The sequence below is a fragment of the Intrasporangium flavum genome (genome assembly GCF_001956915.1).
GTDB lineage: Bacteria > Actinomycetota > Actinomycetes > Actinomycetales > Dermatophilaceae > Monashia > Monashia flava.
On sequence record NZ_MLJO01000004.1, the window covers coordinates 104,963 to 125,903 of the forward strand.

The following is a 20,941-nucleotide window of genomic DNA, read 5'->3' on the forward strand; positions in this document are numbered from 1 at the left end:
AACGCCGACGAAACACGCCGTTCCTACGGTGGTACCGAGCAGACCGACGGCGACGGGAGACCGCGTGCTCATCGACACCGACCTCACCGCGGCACGGGTGGTGGTCGCCGGACCGGACGGCCTGACGGCCGCGAGCGTGCGGCGGTTCACGCGGGCCGGCGCCGACGTCGTCGTGCTCGGCGACGCCGCCGCCGTGACGCCCGCCGCCTGCCGTGGTGCGCGGCTCGGGGTCCTCGTCGGCCCGGCGACGGCGTGGGAGGGCGCCCGCACGGTGCTGCGTGCCACGTGCCTGGTCGTCGACGAGCCCGCCCCGACGCGCGGGCGGGGGCGGGCCGTGCTCGTCGGCGCAGGCCCCGGTGGCGCCGACGTGCTCACCCTCGCCGCGGTCCGGGCGCTCGCGGACGCCGACGTCGTCCTTGCCGACCGCCTCGCCGAGATCGGCGACCTCGCCGCGCTCGCGCCCGGTGCCGAGGTCGTCGACGTCGGCAAGCGCCCCGGCCACCACGCGGTGCCGCAGGAGCAGATCGAGCGACTGCTCGTCGACCGCGCCCTCGCCGGGCTCACGGTCGTGCGCCTCAAGGGCGGCGACCCCTACGTCTTCGGCCGGGGCGGCGAGGAGGTCGCGGCCTGCGTCGCCGCCGGGGTGCCGGTCTCGGTGCTGCCCGGAGTCACCTCGGCCATCGCCGTGCCCGGGGCGGCCGGCATCCCGGTCACCCATCGCGGCGTCAGCCACGTCGTCACCGTGCTGTCGGGCCACGTCCCGCTCGACGACGACCGGGCCCGCGGGCTCGTCGCCGTCGGCGGGTCGCTCGTCGTGCTCATGGGCGTGCACAACCTCGTGCCGATCACCGCCGCGCTGGTCCGTGCCGGGCTCGACGCCGACACCCCGGCGGCCGTCATCGAGCGTGGCCTCACCCCGCACCAGCGCAGCGTCGTCGGCACCTTGGCCACCCTGCCCGGCCGTGCTGCGCGTGCCGGGATCGCCTCTCCCGCAGTGGTCGTCATCGGCGAGGTCGTCGCGCAGGCCGAGGTCTGGGCCCGACGCGTCGACGAGGGCGTCGCGGACGCGGACGCCCACGCCGACGCTGCGCGTCCCCTCGCCGGGGTGACGTCGTGACCGGGCCCCGACGCGTCCACCCGGCGACGCCGTGGTCGGAGCAGCACGCCGGACCCGACTGCGACGCGGTGCGCCCCGAGGCCACCGGTCCGGTCCTCGAGGGGTTCCGGATCGCGGTGACCTCCGACCGCAGGTCCGAGGACCTCGTCGACGCCTTCCGGCGGCGCGGTGCCGACGTGCTGCACGCGCCGGCCGTGCGCATCGCACCCATCGACGAGGACGAGGTCCTCGTGGCCGACACCCGCGCCGTCATCGAGGCCCGGCCCGACGTCGTCGTCGTCACGACGGCCTACGGGTTCCGTCGCTGGATCGAGGGAGCCGACGCCGCCGGGCTGGGCGAGCAGCTCGCGGGCGTGCTCGACGCCGCGCGCATCATCGTGCGCGGCCCCAAGGCGCGCGGCGCGGTGCGGGCGGCGGGGCACGACGACGAGGGCATCGCAGAGGACGAGCGGACGGCCTCGACCGTGACCCTGGCGCTCGAGGCCGGGGTCGAGGGCCGACGGGTGGCGGTGCAGCTGCACGGCCACGAGGACGTCGAGCAGCTCGAGCGGCTGCGGGCCGCCGGGGCCACCGTGCTCACGGTCGCGCCGTACCGGTGGGTGCGGCCCACCGACGAGAGCCGGCTCGGCCGGCTCATCCAGGCGGTCGCCGCGCGCGAGGTCGACGTCGTGACGTTCACGTCGGCGCCGGCCGTCGACGGGCTCGTCTCTGCCGCAGCGCAGCTCGGCATGGACGGGGTGCTCGTCGACGCGATGCGCACCGGCGTCACGGCGGCGGCGGTGGGTCCGGTGACGGCGGCGCCGCTGCACGACCTCGGCGTCATGCCGATCGTGCCGGAGCGGTTCCGGATGGGCGCCCTCATCCGCACCGTCGTCGAGCACCTGACGCTCACCGGGGTCGAGCAGGTGCAGACCGCCCTCGGGCCGCTCGTCGTGCACGGGCGCACCGTGACGTTCAACGGCGAGACGGTGACGCTGCCGCGCGGGCCGCGGGCGATGCTGGCCGCGCTGATGGCCGACCCGGGCGCGGTGTGTACGCGCGAGCGGCTCCTCGACGAGCTGCCCGACGCCGAGAACGAGCACGCGCTCGACATGGCGGTGAGTCGGCTGCGGGCCGCGCTGCCGGACCGGGACCTCGTGCAGACGGTCGTCCGGCGCGGCTACCGCCTCAACGTCTGACGCGTCACGGGGCCCGACACGACTGGTCCAACTGCCCACTCGACGGTCGAGTGGGCAGTTGGACCAGGGGCTCCGCGGCGGGGTGGGGCGCCGGTCAGGCGGACGCGTCGGCGGGTGCGGTGCGGGCCACGATGTCGCCCGCGTGGTCGGCGATCCAGTCCATGAGCGGCACGAGCCGTGCGGCGAGGTCGACGCCCTCGGCGGTGAGCGAGTACTCGACGTGCGGCGGCACCACGGGGCGCGCGTCGCGGTGGACGAGCCCGTCGGCCTCGAGCATCCGGAGGGTCTGGGCGAGCATCTTCTCGCTGACCCCCTCGGCCCGGCGGCGCAGCTCGCTCCAGCGCAGCGGTTCGCCCTCGGCCAGGGCGAGGAGCACGAGGGTGCCCCACTTGCTCGTCACGTGGTCGAGGACGACGCGGGAGGGGCAGTCCGCGGCGAAGACGCCGTCGGGGAAGTGGCGACGCAGCGTCTGACTCACTCTCATGTCAGTACCTTACTTCAAAGTGGGTACTAACTTCTGGGAAGTATGCCGAGGGAGGGCTCGTTGACCCCGGAGTCCGGCGCCGTGCGGCGCCGCCCTGGACCCGCGAAAGGACCTCCCATGACCATCCTCGTCACCGCCGCGAGCGGACACCTCGGCCGCCTCGTCGTCGACGCGCTCCTGCGCCGCGGCCTCGACCCCTCCGACGTCGTCGCCACCGCCCGGAAGCTCGAGGCCGTCGCCGACCTCGCCGACCGTGGCGTCGAGGTGCGCCGCGCGGACTACGACGACCCGGCCTCGCTCGACGCCGCGTTCGCGGGGATCGACCGGCTCCTGTTCGTCTCGGGCAGCGAGGTCGGCGCCCGGATCCCGCAGCACCGCAACGTCGTCGACGCCGCGGTGCGTGCCGGGGTGGGTCTCGTGGCCTACACGAGCATCACCCGGGCCGACACCTCCGGGCTGGCGCTGGCCACCGAGCACCGCGCCACCGAGGAGATGATCGAGGCGTCCGGCCTCCCGCACGTCTTCCTGCGCAACTCCTGGTACGTCGAGAACTACACCGGCCAGCTGCCCAGCTACCTCGAGCACGGCGCCGTCCTCGGGTCCGCCGGGGACGGACGCGTCAGCGCCGCCACCCGGGCCGACTACGCCGAGGCCGCCGCGGCGGTGCTCGCCGAGGACGGCCACGCGGGCCACGCGTACGAGCTCGGCGGCACGGCCTTCACGCTGGCCGAGCTGGCCGCGACCGTCACCACCCTCAGCGGCACCGAGGTGGTCTACCGTGACCTGCCGGTCGAGGACTACGCGGCCGCCCTCGTCGCGGCCGGCCTGCCCGACGGGTACGCGCACGTCCTCGCCGACAGCGACCGCGGCATCGCGGCCGGCGCGCTCTTCACCGACTCGGGCGACCTCGAGCGGCTCATCGGACGCCCGGCCACCTCGCTCGAGGACGCCGTCCGCGCCGCGCTGCCGGCGGGGGTCCGCTGACCCGCACCCTTGGAGCAGGCGTCACCTCGGCACCCCCTCCGATCGAGTGAGCACTGCGCCTCACGGGCCCCAGGCGTCACGCGTCGGGTGTGACGCCTGAGGCTGGGTGCTCACTCGATGGAGGGGAGGGGCCGGGTGTGGACGCCGAGGAGGACGACGCCGTGGGCGACGCGGACCGCGTAGGTCGGCAGCCGCGTGGCCGGGTCGTCGAGGGCCTCGCCCGTGCGGAGGCTGAAGACCTGCTTGAGCAGCGGTGAGGCCACCGTCGGCTCGCCGGCGCGGTCACCGGTCAGGCCCCGCGACATGACCGCTGCCCCCGCGTACGGGTCGAGGTTGCCGACGGCGTAGACCATCCCGGTGGCCAGGAGGAACAACGCCCCCTGCTCGCCGCCGGGCAGCAGGACGGCCACGCCGCGGCCCGGCACGAGCGCGTCGACGCGGCAGGCGCGCACCCACACCCGAACGCCGGGCCGGGCCAGGACACCCGGGCGGACGACGAGACGCGTCGGGCGTGGCGACGCGTCCGGCGCATCCGACCCATCCGGCGCGCTGACGTCATCGAGGAGGCCGTGCGTCGGGTCGGTCTGGGGGACAGCGGTGGCGAGACTGCTCATCGTGGGTTCCTCTCCGGAGGTGGCGGATTCGGTTGCCGGACTGGTCAGTCGGCTCGTCGCACGGCCGGCAGGCCGAGCGCGACCGGCACCTTGCGGGCACCGCTGTCATCGAAGGCGATCGTCGCGTCGGCCTCCTCGGGCGCGTTGACGAAGGAGACGAAGCGCGACAGCTTGTCGGGGTCCTCCAGTACCGCTGCCCACTCGTCGCGGTAGCCCTCGACGTGCCGCGCCATGGCCGCCTCGAGGTCGCCGGCGATGCCGAGCGAGTCGTCGCACACCACGGCGCGGAGGTGGTCGAGGCCGCCCTCGAGCGCCTCGAGCCACGGGGCGGTCCGCTGGAGCCGGTCGGCGGTGCGGACGTAGAACATGAGGAACCGGTCGATGTAGCGCACGAGCATCTCGCTGTCGAGGTCGCTCGCGAGCAGCTGGGCGTGCTTCGGTGTCTGGCCGCCGTTGCCGCAGACGTAGAGGTTCCAGCCCTTGTCGGTGGCGATGACGCCGACGTCCTTGCCGCGCGCCTCGGCGCACTCGCGGGCGCAGCCCGAGACGCCGAGCTTGAGCTTGTGGGGCGAGCGCAGGCCGCGGTAGCGCAGCTCGAGGTCGACGGCCATCCCCACGGAGTCCTGGACGCCGTAGCGGCACCACGTCGAGCCGACGCACGACTTCACGGTGCGCAGTGACTTGCCGTAGGCGTGGCCCGACTCCATCCCGGCGTCGACGAGCCGGCGCCAGATGAGCGGCAGCTGCTCGACGCGGGCGCCGAACAGGTCGATGCGCTGGCCGCCGGTCATCTTGACGTAGAGGTCGAAGTCCCTGGCGATGGAGCCGATCTCGATGAGCTGCTCGGCGGTGACCTCGCCGCCCGGCATCCGCGGCACGACCGAGTACGTGCCGTTCTTCTGGATGTTGGCCAGGAAGTGGTCGTTGCTGTCCTGCAGGGCGGCCTGCTCGCCGTCGAGCACGTGATCGCTGCTCGTCGAGGCGAGGATCGAGGCGACGGTCGGCTTGCAGATCTCGCAGCCCGTGCCGCGCCCGTACCGGGCCAGGAGCGCCGAGAAGGTGCGGATGCCGGTGGCGGAGACGATCTCGAACAGCTCGGCGCGGCTCTGGTCGAAGTGCTCGCACAGCGCCGTCGACAGCTCGACGCCGGAGTCGACGAGCAGCTTCTTGACGGTGGGCAGGCAGCCGCCACAGGTGGTTCCGGCGTTCGTGCAGCCCTTGACCGTCGCGAGGTCGCACGCTCCGTCGGCGATCGCGCCGCAGATCGAGCCCTTGGTGACGTTGTTGCACGAGCAGATGACGGCGTCGTCCGGGAGTGCGTCCGCGCCGAGCTCGGCCCCCGCGGGGGAGATGAGGGCGGCCGGGTCACCGGGCACCTCGCGGCCGACGTAGGCCTTGAGCGTCGTGTACGCCGTGGCGTCGCCGACGAGGATGCCGCCGAGCAGCGTGCGGGCGTCGTCGGACACGACGACCTTGGCGTAGGTGCCCTTCGTCGCGTCGGTGTGCACGATCTCGAGGGCCCCGGGGGTCGTGCCCATGGCGTCGCCGAAGGAGGCGACGTCGACGCCGAGCAGCTTGAGCTTGGTCGACAGGTCGGCGCCGGGGAAGGTGGCCTCGCCGCCGAGGAGGCGGTCGGCGACGACCTCGGCCATCGTGTAGCCCGGTGCGACGAGGCCGTAGCAGCGGCCCTCGACGGCGGCCACCTCGCCCACGGCCCAGACGTTCTCGTCGCTCGTGCGGCACGACGCGTCGGTCACGACCCCGCCGCGCTCGCCGACCTCGAGCCCGGACGCGCGGGCGAGGGAGTCGGCCGGACGCACCCCGGCCGAGAAGACGACGAGGTCGGTGAGCAGCGCGGTGCCGTCGGACAGCTCGACGGCGAGGCGGCCGTCGTCCTGGGCCTCGAGCGCGTTCGTGCCCACGCCGGTGTGGACGTGCACCCCGAGCCGGCCGACCAGTCCCGCGAGCACGGCCCCGCCGCCGTCGTCGACCTGCAGCGGCATGAGGCGCGGCGCGAACTCCACGACGTGCGGGGTGAGCCCGAGCAGGCGCAGGGCGTTGGCGGCCTCGAGGCCGAGCAGGCCGCCGCCGACGACGAGCCCGGCCGCCTCGCGCCCCTCGGCACGGGCTCGCTCGATCGCGGCCTCGGCCCGGGCCCGGACGGCGTCGAGGTCGTCCAGCGTGCGGTAGACGAAGCACCCGTCGGCGTCGTGGCCCGGCACCGGCGGCACGAAGGGGTAGGAGCCGGTGGCCACGACGAGCGCGTCGTAGGCGATGGTGTCGCCGGCGCTCGTCGTGACCGTCCTGGCCTCGCGGTCGACGTGCTCGGCGCGGGTGCCGAGGCGCAGGTCGACGAGCGTGTCGCCGTCGTAGGTGTTGCCGGCGAGGGCGAGGGCGCTGCGGTCCCAGGCGCCGACGTAGGCCGACAGGCCGACGCGGTCGTAGGCGGCCTCGGCCTCCTCGGACAGGACGACGACGCGCCACGTGCCGTCGGCGTCACGCGAGCGGAGCGCCTCGACGAACCGGTGGCCGACCATGCCGTGACCGACGACGACGGCGGTGCGCTGCGTGCCGGGGGTGCGGGGGACAGTGGTGTTCTCGGACATCAGGCGGCTCCTTCTTCGAGGGGCTCGGGCACGGTCTCGGGCGGGGTCCCGGGTCGGGTGTCGGGTTCGGGTCTGGCTGCGGGGGAGGATGGGTCGGCCGAGCGCAGCCACGAGCACAGGCCGTCGACGGCGCTCGAGCACGACCCGCAGCCGGTGGTGGCGCGGGTGGCCTCCGCGACGGCGGTGGCCGTGTCGGCCCCGGCCCGGAACGCCTCGACGATCGCGCCCTTGGTCACCGTGTTGCACCGGCAGATCACGGCAGCCCCGGGCATCTCCGCGAGGCTGACCGCCTCGGCGCCGCCGGACCGCGTCACGGCCCGGCCGAGCATCAGCGCGAGGCGGTCGCGGGGTGCCGCGGCGCCGGTGTCGTAGAGCTGGGTCAGCGGGCCGGCCGCGTCGCCGACGCCGAGGAGGATCGCGCCGACGAGCCGGTCGGCGCGCAGGACGAGCTTGGCGTAGCGGCCGCGGACCGGGTCGGTGAAGGCGAGGACCTCGTGGCCGGCGTCGTGCACGCCGACGTCGACGCGCCCCATGCTCGTGAGGTCGACCTCGGGCGCCTTGAGCCGGGTCACGACGCTCGTGCCCGTGTACGTGGCGTCGGGGTCGGTGCCGCTCAGGACCTCGGCGAGGACGCGCGCCTGGTCCCAGCCGGGCTGGACGAGCCCGGGCACCTCGCCGCGGTGCTCGGCGCACTCGCCGATGGCGTGGACGTGCGGGTGCGACGCGTGGAGCCGGTCGTCGACGACGACGCCGCGGCCGACGTCGAGGCCCGCGGCACGGGCGAGGTCGACGCGGGGGCGCACGCCGGCGGCGACGACGACGAGGTCGGCGGGCAGCTTGGTGCCGTCGTCGAGCACCACGGCACCCGGAGCGTCGGTCGACGCGGGCCGGCGCTCGGCCACCTGGCGCCCGAGCGCGAGCCGGGCCCCGAGCGACTGGACGACGCGGGAGAGGACCGCCCCGCCGTCGACGTCGAGCTGCCGGTCCATCGGGTGCCCGGCCGGGTGCACGACCGTGACGTGGACGCCCCGGCCGAGCAGCCCGCGCGCGGCCTCCAGCCCGAGCAGGCCACCACCGACGACGACGGCGTGATGCGCCGATCCCGCTGCGGCGACGAGTCGCTCGGCGTCGTCGAGGGTCCGGAAGGCGATGACCGACAGGTCGTCGGTGGCGCCCGAGATCGGCGGCACGAACGCGTCGCTGCCGGTGGCGAGCACGAGCTCGTCCCACCGGACGACCTCCGGATCGGGGTCGGCCGTCGCCGTCAGCGTGGCGGTGCGACCGGTGACGTCCAGGGCGGTGACCCGCACGCCCGTGCGGACGGTGACGTCGTGGGCCGCCCACCACCCGTTCGGCTTGAGCCGCGTCTCGCGCGGGCCGATCGTCCCGGCGACGACGGTCGAGAGCAGCACGCGGTTGTAGGCCTCGTGCGGCTCCTCGCCGACGACGGTGACGGCGACCTCGGCGTCGCGGCGGCGCAGCTCCTCGGCGAACCTGGCGCCGGCCATGCCGTTGCCGACGACGAGCACGTGGCGACGCGGTGGGCAGGGGGTCGCGCTCACGGTCTCGCTCACGGGGTGGCCTCCAGTCGGACGGCGCACGCCTTGAACTCGGGCATGCGGCTCGTGGGGTCGAGGGCGGGGTTGGTCAGGACGTTGGCGCGGGCGTCGCCTCCGCGCGCGGTGCCGCCCCAGTGGAAGGGCAGGAACACGACGTCGGGGCGCATGTCCTCGTCGACGCGGACGACGGCGCGGGTGCGGCCCCGTCGGCTCACGACGTCGGCGACGTCGCCGTCCGAGAGTCCCTGGGCCGCAGCGGTGTCGGGGTGGACCTGGACGAACATCTCCCCGGCGGCCGCGTCGAGCTCGGGCACGAGCCGGGTCTGGGCCCCGGACTGGTAGTGCTGCAGCAGGCGGCCCGTCGTCGCGACGAGCGGGAACTCGGCGTCGTCCGCCTCGCTCGGGGCACCGGCCTCCAGGGCGACGAGCCGGGCCCGACCGTCCGGCGTGGCGAACCGGTCGAGGAAGAGGCGGGGTGTGCCCTGCGGGCGGTCGGTGGGGCACGGCCAGTGCAGCGACTCGCCGGCGTCGAGGCGCTCCCACGTGACGGCCGAGTAGTCGGCGACGCCGCCGGCCGACGCGCGTCGCAGCTCCTCGAAGACCTCGTGCGGGTCGGTCGAGAACGGCACGGGCGCGCCGAGACGACGGGCCAGCTCGGACCACACCCACAGCTCGCTGCGGCACCCGGTCGGCGGCTCGATCGCCTTGCGGCGCCGCAGGACCCGCCCCTCGAGGTTGGTCAGGGTGCCCTCCTCCTCGGCCCACTGGAGCACGGGCAGGACGACGTCGGCGAGGGCCGCGGTCTCGGACAGGACGAAGTCGCACACGACGAGCAGGTCGAGCGACCGCAGCCGCTCGGTGACCCGCGACGCGTCGGGCGCCGACACGACGGGATTGGACCCGTGCACGAGCAGCGCCCGCGGACCACCGTCGGTGCCGAGCGCGTCGAGGAGCTCGAAGGCGCTCCGGCCGGGCCCGGGCAACGAGGCGGGGTCGACGCCCCAGACGGCGGCCACGTGGGCCCGCGCCGCCGGGTCGTCGATCTTGCGGTACCCCGGCAGCTGGTCGGCCTTCTGGCCGTGCTCGCGGCCGCCCTGCCCGTTGCCCTGGCCGGTGATGGTGCCGAACCCGGTGCCGGGGTTGCCGGGCAGGCCGAGGACGAGGGCGAGGGCGATGAAGGCGGTGACCGTGTCGGTGCCGGTGGCGTGCTGCTCGCCGCCGCGGGCGCTGAGGACGTACGCGCCGCGCTCGGTGTCGCGGGCCCGGGCGAGGGCTCGCACGGCGGCCCGCATCGACGCGGCCGCGACGCCGGTGACGCGCTCGGCCCGCTCGGGCAGCCACTGCGACGCGACGGCCCAGAGGTCCTCGAAACCCGTGGTGCGAGAAGCGATGTAGTCGCGGTCGGCGTAGCCCTCGGTGACGGCCAGGTGGACCATCCCGAGGGCCAGCGCGGCGTCGGTGCCGGGGCGCAGCTGCAGGTGCAGGCCACCGCCGTCGAGGGCCTTGGCGGCCGTCGGCGTCAGGCGCGGGTCGGCCACCATGAGGCCGCCGTGGTCGGCGGCGCGCACGAGGTGGGTGAGGAAGGGCGGCATCGTCTCGGCCGGGTTGGCGCCGAGGAGCAGCACCGCGTGGGCCGAGCCGATGTCGGTGACCGGGAACGGCAGCCCCCGGTCGAGCCCGAAGCAGCGGATGCCGGCGGCGGCCGCCGAGCTCATGCACCAGCGTCCGTTGTAGTCGACCTGCGAGGTGCGCAGGCCGACGCGGGCGAACCGCCCCAGCTGGTAGGCCTTCTCGTTCGTCAGACCGCCGCCGCCGAAGAGCGCGACGGCGTCGAGGCCGTGGGCCTCCTGGGTGTCGGCGATGCCGCGCGCCACCGTGTCGAGCGCGTCGTCCCACGTCGTTTCGACGAGCTCCCCACCGCGCCGCACGAGCGGGGCCGTGAGCCGCGCGGGGGTGCGCAGCAGCTCGGCGCTCGTCCAGCCCTTCTGGCACAGGCCTCCACGGTTCGTCGGGAAGCGCCGCGGTGCCACGGTGACGTCGGCGGCCGTGGACCCCGAGAGGGTCATCGCGCACTGGAGCCCGCAGTAGGCGCAGTGCGTGTCGGTCCGCGAGGTCGGGGTGGCCGCCCCGGTGGTGCCGACGCCGGACGCGTCGGCACCACGGGGCTGGCGGGCGGTGGGGGTCGCGAGGTCGGTCATCGGCGGTAGCGGACCTTCGTCACGACGGCGGCGACGACATAGAACACCGTGAACACGACGAACGCGGCCGTGGCCGAGTGGGCCGGCCCGACGTACGAGGCCCGCAGCCCGAGGTTGATGAGGACGCCGCCCAGGGCGCCGACCGCGCCGGCGATGCCGATGAGGGCGCCCGACATGGAGCGCGACCACGCGGCCCGCTCGACGCCGCTGCCGACGAGCGACAGCGACTTCCGCTCGAAGATCGAGGGGATCATCTTGTAGACCGAGCCGTTGCCGACGCCCGACAGGACGAAGAGGGCGATGAACCCGCCGATGATGCCGGTCAGCTGCAGGGCGGTGGCGGCCCCGGGCGTCACGTCGTCGGCGCGGGCCGCGAGCGTCACGACGAGGCCGGCGAGGGCCATGAGTACGAAGGTCACGAAGGTGACCGGGCCGCCGCCGCGCCGGTCGGCGAGGCGTCCGCCCCAGACCCGGCTCAGCGAGCCGAGCAGCGGTCCGACGAACGCGATCTGGGCGGCGTGCAGGCTCGCGGCCGCGGTCTGGGCCGGCGTCGGGGCGGCGCCGGCGGTGAGGCCCGCGAGGAACGTCGCGTTGAGCACCTGGCCGAAGGCGAAGCCGAACCCGATGAACGAGCCGAACGTGCCGATGTAGAGCAGCGAGATGACCCACGAGTCGGCGTGGCCGACGAGGTCGCGCATGGCCCGGCCGTTCGCGGTCCGGTGGTCGAGGTTGTCCATGAACAGCGCGGCGCCGGTGCTGGCTGCCGCGAGGAGCACGAGGTAGACGGCACAGACGATCTCGGGCCGCCGGTTGCCGAGCGTCGCGATGACGAGCAGGCCGACCAGCTGCACCGCGGGGACCCCGATGTTGCCGCCGCCCGCGTTGAGCCCGAGGGCCCAGCCCTTCATCCGCTGCGGGTAGAAGGCGTTGATGTTCGTCATCGACGACGCGAAGTTGCCGCCGCCGAGGCCGGCGAGGCCCGCGACCATCAGGAACGTCGTCAACGAGTGGCCGGGGTTGGCCATGAGCCACCACGTCAGGCCGGTCGGCACGAGCAGGGCGATGCCGCTGAAGACGGCCCAGTTGCGGCCGCCGAACAGGGCGGTGGCCATCGTGTACGGCACGCGCAGCACGGCCCCGACGAGGGTCGGCACGGCGACGAGGTAGAACTTGTCGGCCGCGGTGAAGCCGTAGACGGCCTGCGGCATGAACAGCACCATGACCGACCAGATCGACCAGATCGAGAAGCCGATGTGCTCGGTGAGCACCGACCACACGAGGTTGCGCCGCGCGACGGCCTTGTTGCCGGCCTCCCAGGCGACGGTGTCCTCGGGGTCCCAGCCGGTGATGACGCGCCGCTTGGGTGTCGTCAGCGCCCGCAGGCGGCTCGGGGCCGGGGACGCGGTGGGCGCGGTGGGCGCGGTGGGCGCGGACGGTGCGGGGGTGGCGACGGTGCCGACGGTGCCGGTCGACTCTGTGGTGCCGGTGGTCGTGCTCACGGATTCCTCCTCGTGAGGCGGGTGGGGGTCGCTGCGAGAGCGTGGCGCCCACGCTAGGAAGGCCGTGTTGCACCGGGTCCGGGCGCGTGTGACGCGTCCGTAACGGCTTCCTCACCTGGCCACGACGGCGGCGTGAGGTCGAGCGTGGCGGCATCCCAGCCGGGGCTCACCGCCCGGCGCGTCGGCGGTGAGACGGGCGTGCGGGGCCACGGGCGACCGCGCCCGGGCCGCGCGTAGGCTCGGCGTCATGACCTCGACGGCCCCGGCGCACGCGCCGCTCAACACGCTGTCGGTCGGCACGGCCGGACCGCGGATCGCCTTCCTGCACGGCCTCTTCGGCCAGGGCCGCAACTGGAACCAGATCGCCAAGGCCGTGACCGGTCCCGAGGGGGCCGAGGCCCGCTGCCTGCTCGTCGACCTCCCCGACCACGGGCGCTCGCCGTGGTCCGATGCGTTCTCCCTCGAGGGGTACGCCGACGCCGTCGCCGCCACCCTGCGCGCGGCGGCCCCCGGCGAGACGTGGGCCGTCGTCGGGCACTCGCTCGGCGGCAAGACGGCGATGGTCCTCGCGCTGCGCCACCCCGAGCTCGTCGAGCGGCTCGTCGTCGTCGACATCGCGCCCAAGGGCTACGGCTCGCTCGAGCGGTTCGCCGGCTACATCCGCGAGATGCAGCACCTGCCGCTCGACGCGCTGTCGAACCGCGCCGACGCCGAGGCCCGGTTCGAGGAGCCCGACCCCGGCGTCAAGGCGTTCCTCCTGCAGAACCTGCGACGCCACGGCGACGCGTGGCGCTGGCAGGTCAACCTCGACCTCGTCGCGGCCGACGCCGACCTCGGGGCGGGGTCGCAGATCGCCGGCTGGCCGGCCGACGTCGACGCGCTGCCGCCCTACGAGGGGCCGGTGCTCTGGGTCGCGGGCGGGGAGTCGCGCTACGTGCACCGCGAGGACGGCGACCACATGCGGCGGCTCTTCCCGCGGACGCGGCTGTTCACCATCAAGGGCGCCGGGCACTGGGTGCACACCGACGCCCCGGACGTCATCGTGGCCGCCCTGCGCCGGTTCCTCCACGCCCCCGCCTGACCGGGCGTCGGGCCGCGCTCAGAGGAGGCGGCGGCCCATGGCCCAGGCGGTCAGCTCGTGGCGCGAGGACAGCTGGAGCTTGCGCAGCACCGACGACACGTGGGTCTCGACGGTCTTGACGGAGATGAACAGCTCCTTGGCCACCTCCTTGTACTGGTAGCCGCGGGCGATGAGGCGCATGACCTCGCGCTCGCGCGCCGAGAGCCGGTCGAGCTCCTCGTCGATCTCGGCAACCTCGCCCGCGGCCGCGCCGAACGCGTCGAGGACGAACCCGGCCAGCCGCGGGCTGAACACGGCGTCACCCTCGGCGACCCGGCCGATCGCGGTGAGCAGCTCCTCGGCGCTGATCGTCTTCGTGACGTAGCCGCGGGCGCCGGCCCGGATGACGGCGATGACGTCCTCGGCGGCGTCGGACACCGACAGCGCGAGGAACCGCACGGGCACGTCGGGGGCGGCCTGGACCGTGGCGCAGGCGCGGATGACGTCGGCGCCGCCGTGGCCGTCGCCGCCGGGCAGGTGCACGTCGAGCAGGACGACGTCGGGCTTCTCGCGGGCGATGACCTCGGTGGCCGACTCGACGGCCCCGGCCTCGCCGACGATCTCGAGCCGGAAGGGCGCCTTCGTGGCGATCGTCGTCAGCTCGGACCGCACGCCGGTGCGGAACATGTGGTGGTCGTCGACGATGACGATGCGGATGGTCCGCGCGTCGCTCATGAAGGCTGCTCCTGGTTCTTGGGGGCGGGGTCGGGGGTGGCGGGCGAGGTGACCGGCAGGCGCAGCTCGATCTCGGTGCCGTCGGCGCGGCGGCGGATGCGGGCCGACCCGCCGTGGCGCTCCATCCGCCCGATGATCGACTCGCGGACGCCGGCGCGGTCGTCGGGTACGTCGTCGAGCTCGAAGCCGCTGCCGTGGTCGCGGACGAAGGCCTCGACGGCGTCGGGCCCCACCTCGACGTAGGCGCTGACCGGCGGCTCGGCGTGCCGGACGGCGTTCCACGCGGCCTCGCGGACGGCCTTGACGAGGGCCTCCAGGTGCTCGTCCATCGGCCGGTCGCCGGTGACGACGAGCTGCACCGGGGTGCCGTGGAGGTCCTCGACCTCGCCGAGCGCGGCGGTGAGCGCGGCCCCGAGGCTGCCGGCGCGCGCGTCCTCGTCGTAGAGGTAGCTGCGCAGCTGCCGCTCCTGGGCGCGGGCGAGGCGCGCCACGGCGGCGGAGTCGCCGGACTGCCTTTGGATGAGGGCGAGGGTCTGGAGCACGGAGTCGTGCAGGTGGGCCGCGATGTCGGCGCGCTCCGTGGCGCGGATGCGGGCGGCCTGCTCGAGGCGCAGGTTGGTCCAGAGGCGCAGCACCCACGGCGCGGACAGCACGGCGACGCCGACGAGGGCGGCGAGCACGGCCCCGGCCACCTGCCACAGCTCGGACACGTTGGTGCCGCGGGCGAGGAGGGCGACGAGCCCGAGGACGGTCAGCGCCAGGCCGACGACGAGCCAGATCCACCGCACGGGGCGTCGGGCCCCGAGCACGTCGGTCTCGTCGAGCTGGGACCAGAAGAAGATCGCACCGATGCCGATGGCGACGACGGGCAGGATGACCTCGGCGTGCACGTTGAAGCCGGCACTCCCGAGCCACAGGGCGCCGGCGACGGCGAGCACCGCCACGCCGACAACGGCGATGACGACGGCCTGGTTGCCGCTGCGCAGCCAGGTGCGCAGCGAGGCGAGGTCGAGCGGGAACGACGCGGGGGAGCGGCCCGGTGCGGTCGCCGACGCGCCACCGGCGCCGTCGGGAGCCCCGGTCGCGGTGGGCGCCGCGGCGCCCGTGCCGACGGACGCGGGGGCACCCTCGGGCGCAGCCGGTGCCGTCCCCACGGGCGGCGGGAGCACGGCGGTGGCGGTGGCGGGAGGCAGGTCGTCGCGCCCCTCGCGCATCGTGGCCCAGAGGAAGACGTAGACGGCGAGGCCCGCGCCGAAGGGGATGCTCGTCGCGACGAGCGCGATGCGGACGGGCAGGACCGGGATGCCGAGGTGGGCGGCGAGGCCGGCCGCGACGCCGGCGATGACGCGGCCCTGGCGGCGTCGCTCGAGCGGCGGGCGGGGGCGGCTGCGCCACGGCTGCGGCGGGGCAGGCGTGGGCGTCGCGGTGGGGGCGGGCGCGGGTGGCACGGGCGTCACGGGCGGCGTCGGGTCGGCCGTCGCGACCGGCGCGGAAGGGACCGCCGCGGGTGTTGCCGCGGGGCCCGACGCGGGGCCGGACGCGGGGTCGCCGGCGGTACTCACCGGTGCCCTGCTCTCGTCTGCCGTCTGCACCGTTCCATCCTGACCCACGGGTGGGGGTGCGGGCGACCACCGAGGCGACCTTTGGGGGTCGCGTCAGGGTCCGGTCAGGGTCGACCCTCATGGCTGGTCCACGGTCCGGGCGGGAGTCTGGTGACATGACGAAGAGCAAGAACGCCCCGACGCAGGGGCACGGGCTGGACGGGTTCTACGAGACGCTGCGCCGGCCCGGCATCATGCGGGTCGCCGACGGCCGGTGGTTCGCGGGGGTATCGACCGGCCTGGGCCGCTGGCTCGGCGTCGACGCGCTCGTCGTGCGCGCCGGCTTCATCCTCATGTCGATCTTCTTCGGGATGGGGGTGGCCGTGTACCTCACGCTGTGGCTGCTCATGCCCGACGACCGCGGCGAGATCCACCTCGAGCGCGCGCTCAAGCACGGCGAGGGCCGCTCGATCTTCCTGCTCGTCATCACCGTCATGTCGGTGCTCGGCGGCGGCCCCTGGTGGGGCAGCGACACCCACGGCCTGCGGGTCGGCGGGTTCGTCCTCCTCGCCGTCGGCGCGTGGTGGTTCCTCACCCGCACCGACCAGGGACGCCAGCTGATCGGCTGGCCCTGGAACGGGCCCGGTGCGTCGTCCCCGGGGACGCCGACCTCCACGTCGACCTCCACGTCGGCCTCGACGTCGGCCGCACCGTCCGCGGCCGCTCCGACGGCGCCCGTCGACGGACCCTCTACGGGCAACGCCGCCGCCAACGCCGGCGCCGCGATGGCCGGCGGCGCGACCGTCGCACCGCCGCGCCCGGCCCCCGTGCCGCGCGCCCCGCGGCAGCGCACCCGCACCATCGGCTTCGCGCCGGGCCTGCTCGTCCTCGGGCTCGCGGTCCTCGCCGGCGCGGTCGTCGCCGAGGTCGCGAACAGCGCCGGCGTGCCGGGCAGCCCGATCGCCGCCGGCATCGCCACCGGCGTCGGCGTGCTCGGCCTCGGCATCGTCGTGGCGGGCCTGGCCGGACGCCGCGCCGGAGCGCTGGCCTTCTTCACCGTCCTCGGCATGATCGCCGCGGTCTTCGCCACCGCTGCCCCGCGCGGCCTGACCCAGCCGTGGCAGGTGGGTCAGCAGTCGTACTCCGTGTCGTCCGTGTCCGACACCCGTGACTTCCAGCTCGGGATGGGGGAGATGCGCGTCGACCTCACGGGCCTCACGCCCAGCGCCCTCAAGGGCCAGACGAACGTGCCGGTCGACGCCACGGTCGGGATGGGCCAGATCAACCTCGTCGTCCCCAAGGACGTCGCGGTCCAGGTCAACGCCAAGGCGCGAGCCGGCGCCCTGACGGCGATCGGGGCCAACGGCGGCGACGTCGCCGTCAACACGGGCGACGGCAACGACGTCGGCTCGGGTATGCCGATGCGGATGCGCAGCGGCAACGGCATCAGCATCGACCAGAAGGTGACCTTCGGCCCGGCCGGCCCGCCGACGATCGTCGTCAATGCCGAGGTCGGCCTGGGCGAGATCCGCGTCACGACCGGGAGCGCGTCATGACCGGCCAGCACGACCGACGCGTCGACGCGCCCGACACCACCGATGCCACCGATGCCACCGAGGCGACGGCGCCCGCCCCCGCAGCACCCGACGACCACGAGACCCGTGACGACCTGGAGACGACGATGACCACCCAGCAGCCCGACGAGACCGGCACCGGCGCGACCGCCGACCGGCCGGACCCGACGCTCTCGAGCCAGCTCGGCTGGCCCGACGCGACGACGCCCGTGCCGCAGCAGTCGTCGGCCGACACGACGACCCTGCCACAGGCGTCGACGGCCGCCCTGCCGCAGGTGGAGCCGACGGCCGTGTCGCCGGCCGAGACGACGGTCCTTCCGCAGGCGAGTGGTCCGGCCGAGCCCTTCCGCGTCGAGGCGAGCACCTCGGTGCCCGACGACACCACGCACGGCGAGGACGCCACCCTGCTGCCGCCCCCCGTCTGGCCGCCCGTCGCCGCGCCCGTGGCACAGACCTACGAGGGGCCCGGCGTCACGGTGCGGCGCGGCCCGCGGCCCGGGACGGTGATGTTCGGGCTGCTCGCGATGATCGTCGCCGCCTACGTGCTCGTCGCCAACCTGACCGACGCCGACGTCAGCATCCGCCTCGTCGGGCCGCCGCTCATCGGGGCCTTCGGCGGCATGCTCCTGCTCGTCGGCATCGCGGGGGTCCTCGCCGGCCGCCTGCGCCGCTGACCCCCGGGGCCGGGCGCACCTCCCAGCCCCGGCGCCCCTCCCCAGGACCGGCCGGTCGACGTCGACGCGTCGACCGGTCGGTGCCGCGTCGAGGGGCTCGCGTGGTTACGCTGCGCACGGGACGCGGTCGCCCGCGTCCACGACCCGACCAGACCCGACCCACGACACACGGAGGCACGACGTGGCCCTGAAGTCCGGCATCGACCTCGGCGCGCTGGACCGCGCCACCCGTCCCCAGGACGACCTTTTCCGGTTCGTCAACGGCACGTGGCTCGACACGACGGACATTCCCGGCGACCGGGCGCGCTTCGGCACCTTCGACGTCCTGCGCGAGCAGTCCACGGCCCGGGTGCACGACCTCATCGAGGACGCCGCCGCCGACCACGACGCAGCCCCCGGGTCGCCGACGCGCCAGGTGGGCGACCTCTACGCCAGCTTCATGGACACCGAGCGGATCGAGGCTCTCGGTCTCGCGCCCCTCGAGCCGTTCCTGTCCGACGTCGCCACGGTGAACGACGTCGAGTTGCTCGGCGCGACGCTGGGGCGCCTCGAGCGTGTCGGGGTCCGGGGCGTGCTGCAGACGTACGTCGCACCCGACGAGCGCTCGCCGGAGGAGTACGTCGTCTACCTCGAGCAGGGCGGGCTCGGGCTGCCCGACGAGTCGTTCTACCGCGAGGAGAAGTACGCGGCGATCCGCGAGGCCTACGTCGCGCACGTCGGCCGGCTCCTGACCCTCGCGGGCATCCCGGCCGCCGAGGACAAGGCGGTCCGCGTCATGGCGCTCGAGACGCGTCTGGCCGCCGGCCACTGGGACAACGTCGCCACGCGCGACGCCGTCAAGACGTACAACGCCCACACCCTCGACGAGGCGCGGCAGCTGGCGCCCCAGTTCCCTTGGGACGCCTGGCTGCTCGGCATGAAGGCTCCCGAGGGCGCGTTCGGCAAGGTCATCGTCCGCGAGCCGAGCTTCCTCACGGCGCTCAGCGAGGCGCTCGCCGAGGTGGAGATCGCCGACTGGCAGGCTTGGCTCACCTGGCACGTGCTCAGCGAGTTCGCCTCGCTGCTGCCGCAGGCCCTCGTCGACGAGGACTTCGACTTCTTCGGTCGCACCCTCTCGGGCCAGCCCGAGAACCGCGAGCGGTGGAAGCGGGCGGTGTCGGCCGTGGAGAACGGCGTCGGCGAGTCCGTGGGCCGGCTCTACGCCGAGAAGTGGTTCCCGCCGGAGGCCAAGGAACGCATGCAGCAGCTCGTCGCCAACCTCGTCGAGGCGTTCCGGCGCTCCTTCGGCTCGCTCGCGTGGATGGGCGCCGAGACCCGCGCCGAGGCGATCGCCAAGCTCGACGCCTTCACCCCGAAGATCGGCTACCCCGACACCTGGCGCGACTACTCCTCGATCACCATCGAACCGGGCGACCTCGTCGGGAACGTCACGCGCGCAACGGAGTTCGAGGTCGACCGCAACCTCGCCAAGATCGGCCAGCCGGTCGACCAGGGCGAGTGGTTCATGCTGCCGCAGCACGTCAACGCCTACTACATGCCCTCGATGAACGAGATCGTCTTCCCGGCCGCGATCCTCCAGCCGCCGTTCTTCGACCTCGAGGCCGACGACGCCGTCAACTACGGCGGCATCGGTGCCGTCATCGGCCACGAGGTCGGCCACGGCTTCGACGACCAGGGCTCGCGCTACGACGGCACCGGCGCCCTGCGCGACTGGTGGACCGAGGCAGACCGCGAGCGGTTCGACGCGCTGTCCCAGCGGCTCATCGAGCAGTTCAACGCCTACACCCCGGCCGGCCTCGACGACTCGCACCACGTCAACGGCGCACTCACCGTCGGCGAGAACATCGGCGACCTCGGCGGCCTGCAGATCGGCTACGCGGCCTACCGCATCGCCACCGAGGAGTCGGGCATGCCCGAGCTCGACGGCTTCACCGGGCCGCAGCGGTTCTTCATCGGCTGGGCGCGGGTCTGGCAGGGCAAGGCGCGCGAGGCCGAGGCGATCCGCCTGCTCGCCATCGACCCGCACTCGCCGCAGGACGTGCGCGGCAACGCGGTGCGCAACGTCAGCCAGTTCCACGAGGCCTTCGCGGTGACGCCGGAGGACGCCATGTGGCGCCCCGAGGAGGAGCGGGTCCAGATCTTCTGAGCACTACGCGAGGTCGCGCGTCGGGTCAGAGGACCTTCTTGAACCCGACGTGCGACTTCTCGAAGCCGAGCCGCTCGTAGAAGCGGTGGGCGTCGAGACGCGTCGCGTCGGAGGTCAGCTGGACCAGCGTGCAGCCGAGGCGCCGCGACTCCTCGACGGCCCACTCGACCAGCTGGGTGCCGAGGCCCGAACCGCGTTCGGACGACGCGACGCGCACGCCCTCGACGATGGTGCGGGTGGCGCCCTGTCGCGACAGGCCCGGCTGCACCGTCAGCTGCAGCGTGCCGACGACGCGCCCGTCCCGCTCGGCCACCACGAGGTGCTGCCCGCGGTCGGCGGCGACACGGTCGAAGGCGGCCTCGTAGGGGGTGAGGTCCTCGGGCGTCTCGCGGGCGGCGCCGAGCACGTCGTCGGCGAGCAGCCCCACGATGGCCGGCACGTCGGCGCGGCGGGCCGGGCGGATGACCGGGTCGGGGACCGGCGTCACCGCGGGCCGGACTCGCCGGACTCGGCGGCGGCCTTGAGCTGGGCCAGGCCCTTCTCGAAGTCGGGCCCGATGAGCTTCTCCATCGACCAGAACCGGCTCATGAGGCGCATGACGGCGTTCTGCGGCCCGGTCATGGCCCACTCGACGGTCGTGGAGTCGCCGGTCGGGGTCAGGGTGAAGTCGACGCGGTTGGTGGCGCGCATCGGCGCCGAGAAGACGAGGTCGACGCCGACGTGGTGGGGCTGCGACTCGACGATCTCCATGCGCCCCTGGCCGGCCTTGCTGTTGCCGCGCCACGCGTAGGTGGCCCCGACGCCGGACGGCGGGCCGGCGTAGGTGCGCTCGAGGTGGGGATCGAGCCCCTCCCACGGAGACCACTTCTGCCACTCGTGCAGGTCGTTGACGAGGGCGTGGACGCGGTCGGCCGAGGCGGCGACGAGGGTCGAGCGACTGATGTGGAAGTCCTTGGCCATGGCGCGATCCTG

General features: G+C 74.6%; 17 protein-coding genes. 7 read left to right on the plus strand and 10 right to left on the minus strand.

What is annotated here, in order from left to right:
- Positions 1-64: 64 nt before the first annotated feature.
- Together cobA and BIV28_RS04380 are read left to right on the plus strand one after the other, a co-directional pair.
- On the plus strand, positions 65-1,117 hold the full coding sequence (gene cobA, locus BIV28_RS04375) for a uroporphyrinogen-III C-methyltransferase (RefSeq protein WP_076259635.1): 1,053 nt from the start codon (positions 65-67) through the stop codon (positions 1,115-1,117).
- On the plus strand, positions 1,114-2,295 hold the full coding sequence (locus BIV28_RS04380; RefSeq protein ID WP_242652763.1) for a uroporphyrinogen-III synthase: 1,182 nt from the start codon (positions 1,114-1,116) through the stop codon (positions 2,293-2,295). The genes cobA and BIV28_RS04380 overlap by 4 nt, the downstream gene beginning before the upstream one ends.
- Before the next feature lie 94 nt (positions 2,296-2,389).
- Here BIV28_RS04380 and BIV28_RS04385 read toward each other — a convergent pair whose 3' ends face one another.
- On the minus strand, positions 2,390-2,779 hold the full coding sequence (locus BIV28_RS04385) for a winged helix-turn-helix transcriptional regulator (protein ID WP_076259637.1): 390 nt from the start codon (positions 2,777-2,779) through the stop codon (positions 2,390-2,392).
- Between the two features lie 117 nt (positions 2,780-2,896).
- On the opposite strand from BIV28_RS04385, the gene BIV28_RS04390 reads away from it, so the two are divergent.
- Positions 2,897-3,763 carry an SDR family oxidoreductase gene (locus BIV28_RS04390; RefSeq protein WP_076259639.1) on the plus strand — a complete coding sequence of 289 codons (867 nt, stop codon included), beginning with the start codon at positions 2,897-2,899 and terminating at the stop codon, positions 3,761-3,763.
- 110 nt (positions 3,764-3,873) lie between these two features.
- On the opposite strand, the gene nirD is transcribed toward BIV28_RS04390, so the two are convergent.
- Genes nirD through BIV28_RS04415 form a run of 5 tightly spaced genes read right to left on the minus strand, consistent with a single transcriptional unit; the run spans position 3,874 to position 12,239 of the window.
- Entirely contained in the window at positions 3,874-4,377 is a 504-nt protein-coding gene (gene nirD / locus BIV28_RS04395; RefSeq protein WP_083707029.1) for a nitrite reductase small subunit NirD, read from the minus strand.
- 44 nt (positions 4,378-4,421) lie between these two features.
- A complete protein-coding gene (nirB, locus tag BIV28_RS04400) occupies positions 4,422-6,983 on the minus strand; it encodes a nitrite reductase large subunit NirB (protein WP_076259641.1) in 2,562 nt (853 codons plus the stop codon).
- Entirely contained in the window at positions 6,983-8,557 is a 1,575-nt protein-coding gene (locus BIV28_RS04405; protein ID WP_242652764.1) for an FAD-dependent oxidoreductase, read from the minus strand. Before BIV28_RS04405 ends, nirB begins: the two co-directional genes overlap by 1 nt.
- A complete protein-coding gene (locus BIV28_RS04410; protein WP_083707030.1) occupies positions 8,554-10,740 on the minus strand; it encodes a molybdopterin oxidoreductase family protein in 2,187 nt (728 codons plus the stop codon). The genes BIV28_RS04405 and BIV28_RS04410 overlap by 4 nt, the downstream gene beginning before the upstream one ends.
- Positions 10,737-12,239: an MFS transporter gene (locus BIV28_RS04415; protein WP_242652765.1), complete on the minus strand. Its 1,503-nt coding sequence runs from the start codon at positions 12,237-12,239 to the stop codon at positions 10,737-10,739. Before BIV28_RS04415 ends, BIV28_RS04410 begins: the two co-directional genes overlap by 4 nt.
- Before the next feature lie 247 nt (positions 12,240-12,486).
- On the opposite strand from BIV28_RS04415, the gene BIV28_RS04420 reads away from it, so the two are divergent.
- Positions 12,487-13,320 carry an alpha/beta fold hydrolase gene (locus BIV28_RS04420; protein ID WP_076259643.1) on the plus strand — a complete coding sequence of 278 codons (834 nt, stop codon included), beginning with the start codon at positions 12,487-12,489 and terminating at the stop codon, positions 13,318-13,320.
- 18 nt (positions 13,321-13,338) lie between these two features.
- Here BIV28_RS04420 and BIV28_RS04425 read toward each other — a convergent pair whose 3' ends face one another.
- Together BIV28_RS04425 and BIV28_RS04430 are read right to left on the minus strand one after the other, a co-directional pair.
- Positions 13,339-14,034: a LuxR C-terminal-related transcriptional regulator gene (locus BIV28_RS04425; protein WP_076259645.1), complete on the minus strand. Its 696-nt coding sequence runs from the start codon at positions 14,032-14,034 to the stop codon at positions 13,339-13,341.
- The gene (locus BIV28_RS04430) at positions 14,031-15,626 is read right to left on the minus strand and encodes an ATP-binding protein (protein WP_242652766.1); all 1,596 of its coding nucleotides are present in this window, start codon (positions 15,624-15,626) and stop codon (positions 14,031-14,033) included. The genes BIV28_RS04425 and BIV28_RS04430 overlap by 4 nt, the downstream gene beginning before the upstream one ends.
- Positions 15,627-15,751: 125 nt before the next feature.
- Between BIV28_RS04430 and BIV28_RS04435 the strand changes: the two genes are divergently transcribed.
- From BIV28_RS04435 to BIV28_RS04445, 3 genes are all read left to right on the plus strand, one after another.
- A complete protein-coding gene (locus BIV28_RS04435; RefSeq protein ID WP_076259647.1) occupies positions 15,752-17,131 on the plus strand; it encodes a PspC domain-containing protein in 1,380 nt (459 codons plus the stop codon).
- Entirely contained in the window at positions 17,128-17,823 is a 696-nt protein-coding gene (locus BIV28_RS04440) for a hypothetical protein (RefSeq protein WP_076259649.1), read from the plus strand. Before BIV28_RS04435 ends, BIV28_RS04440 begins: the two co-directional genes overlap by 4 nt.
- Positions 17,824-18,004: 181 nt before the next feature.
- Complete coding sequence (locus BIV28_RS04445; protein ID WP_207555766.1) at positions 18,005-19,969, plus strand: M13 family metallopeptidase; 1,965 nt, start codon at positions 18,005-18,007, stop codon at positions 19,967-19,969.
- A 25-nt stretch (positions 19,970-19,994) separates the two neighbouring features.
- Here BIV28_RS04445 and BIV28_RS04450 read toward each other — a convergent pair whose 3' ends face one another.
- Together BIV28_RS04450 and BIV28_RS04455 are read right to left on the minus strand one after the other, a co-directional pair.
- On the minus strand, positions 19,995-20,456 hold the full coding sequence (locus tag BIV28_RS04450; RefSeq protein WP_076259651.1) for a GNAT family N-acetyltransferase: 462 nt from the start codon (positions 20,454-20,456) through the stop codon (positions 19,995-19,997).
- Positions 20,453-20,929, minus strand: a complete 477-nt coding sequence (locus tag BIV28_RS04455; RefSeq protein ID WP_076259653.1) for an SRPBCC family protein — start codon at positions 20,927-20,929, stop codon at positions 20,453-20,455. The genes BIV28_RS04450 and BIV28_RS04455 overlap by 4 nt, the downstream gene beginning before the upstream one ends.
- Between the last annotated feature and the right edge of the window lie 12 nt (positions 20,930-20,941).

Excerpts from the sequence above, each read along its gene's own strand:
- BIV28_RS04385 (WP_076259637.1), bottom strand. The coding sequence starts at position 2,779 with ATGAGAGTGAGTCAGACGCTGCGTCGCCACTTCCCCGACGGCGTCTTC.
- BIV28_RS04390 (WP_076259639.1), top strand. The coding sequence starts at position 2,897 with ATGACCATCCTCGTCACCGCCGCGAGCGGACACCTCGGCCGCCTCGTC.
- nirD (WP_083707029.1), bottom strand. The coding sequence starts at position 4,377 with ATGAGCAGTCTCGCCACCGCTGTCCCCCAGACCGACCCGACGCACGGC.
- nirB (WP_076259641.1), bottom strand. The coding sequence starts at position 6,983 with ATGTCCGAGAACACCACTGTCCCCCGCACCCCCGGCACGCAGCGCACC.
- BIV28_RS04410 (WP_083707030.1), bottom strand. The coding sequence starts at position 10,740 with ATGACCGACCTCGCGACCCCCACCGCCCGCCAGCCCCGTGGTGCCGAC.
- BIV28_RS04420 (WP_076259643.1), top strand. The coding sequence starts at position 12,487 with ATGACCTCGACGGCCCCGGCGCACGCGCCGCTCAACACGCTGTCGGTC.
- BIV28_RS04425 (WP_076259645.1), bottom strand. The coding sequence starts at position 14,034 with ATGAGCGACGCGCGGACCATCCGCATCGTCATCGTCGACGACCACCAC.
- BIV28_RS04435 (WP_076259647.1), top strand. The coding sequence starts at position 15,752 with ATGACGAAGAGCAAGAACGCCCCGACGCAGGGGCACGGGCTGGACGGG.
- BIV28_RS04440 (WP_076259649.1), top strand. The coding sequence starts at position 17,128 with ATGACCGGCCAGCACGACCGACGCGTCGACGCGCCCGACACCACCGAT.
- BIV28_RS04455 (WP_076259653.1), bottom strand. The coding sequence starts at position 20,929 with ATGGCCAAGGACTTCCACATCAGTCGCTCGACCCTCGTCGCCGCCTCG.